Annotated in this window: 1 protein-coding gene; it reads right to left on the reverse strand. The window is 62.2% G+C overall.

Features of this window, described 5'->3' with window-relative positions; all coding sequences use genetic code 11:
* Positions 1-84 precede the first annotated feature (84 nt).
* Entirely contained in the window at positions 85-1,458 is a 1,374-nt protein-coding gene (locus NKH16_RS34805; RefSeq protein WP_352473781.1) for a transposase, read from the reverse strand.
* Between the last annotated feature and the right edge of the window lie 78 nt (positions 1,459-1,536).

The raw sequence follows: 1,536 nt of genomic DNA on the forward strand, positions 1-1,536 counted from the left end.
GATAGTGTTGAAGAAGTCGGCGATGAAGCCGTGGATCCACTCGCACCGAAGCGTCTTGATTAAGGTCGACGCGACCTCCTCGCCTTAAGTGGCTCGGACGTTTGTTCCGAGGGTGCAAATCTTGGCCAATTTCCTGAGGTTCTGGGCGATGGCTGCAAGGTGGAACTCATCGCGGGCACCACAGGGGCCGCGCAATCGCAATCGATCGAGCTTCAGGATGCGCTTGAGGTGCGCGAACAGCATCTCCACCTTCTTCCGCTGATAGCGTGAGGTCTGGTAGGCGTCTGTCTTTGCGATGTCGCGGGCCATGTCGCGCGCGCCCTCATAGATCGAGCGCAGCACCTTGCGCGCCGGCTCCTTCGGGCAACAGCTGGGCTTCAGGGCACAGGCGTCGCAATCCAGCTTGCTGGCGCGATAGCGCATCATGCCATTCTCGTCGACGAGAGGGTGTGGCATCCGATAGGTCTTCTGGCGCTGCCTGAGCGTCTTCCCGCCAGGACAGATGTATGTATCGGCCTTATGGTCGTAGGTGAAGTCGTCGCGCGAGAAGGTGCCATCCTTGCGCCTAGACTTGTCGAAGACCGGGATATGCGGCTCGATCCCACGCTCATGCACCAACCAGTTCAGCATTTCGGCCGAGCCGTAGCCGGTGTCGGCAATCAGCCGCTCCGGCCAGAGGCCGAGCTCGTCGTGCGCCCGCTCGATCATAGTCTTGGCGGCCGTCACCTCGGCTTGGCGCACCGCGGTCGAGGGCTCCACGTCCACGATGATGGCGTGCTCCACGTCGATCAAATAGTTCGTGCAATAGGCATAGACGGCTGGGCCACCCCAAGCGGCAGTCCAGCGCGCGGCGGGATCAACAGGGGAGACGAACTTGGGCTCCACCGGCGTGGCGGCCCCGAAGGCGGCGTCATCCAGAGTGGCGAGATACTCAGCCACGGCCCGCTTGGCTTTGGGATTGAGGTCCTCGGCCGTTTCGATCCCGCGCTGACGATGGGCGTCGGCGACGATCATGCTGGCATCGACCGCAAAGCCTTCGCCGCCGACGAGCCCTTCAGCTATGCAGCGCCGGACGACGGTCTCGAACAGTTCGCGCAGCAGGTCGGCATCGCGGAAGCGGCCGTGGCGGGTCTTGGAGAAGGTTGAGTGGTCAGGCACATCACCCTCGAGGCCAAGCCGGCAGAACCACCGATAGGCCAGGTTCAGATGTACCTCCTCGCACAGCCGGCGCTCCGAGCGGATGCCGAAGCAATAGCCGACGATCAGCATGCGGATCAGCAGCTCAGGGTCGATCGAGGGACGGCCGATCGGGCTGTAGAAGGGCGCCAGATGCTGGCGGATGGCGGACAGGTCGACGAAGTGGTCGATCGCTCTGAGCAGGTGATCCGCCGGCACATGCCGCTCCAGGCTGAAGCCGTAGAACAGCTCCTCCTGCATCACACTTTGCTCGCCCATCATCGACTCAATCTCCTCTTACGACGAAGATTGAATCAGTGCTTCAGGACTGCTGCAACCCGGACTTTTTCAACACTATCG

Origin of the sequence: Mesorhizobium sp. M1307, assembly GCF_040318155.1 — a bacterium.
Classification (GTDB): domain Bacteria; phylum Pseudomonadota; class Alphaproteobacteria; order Rhizobiales; family Rhizobiaceae; genus Mesorhizobium.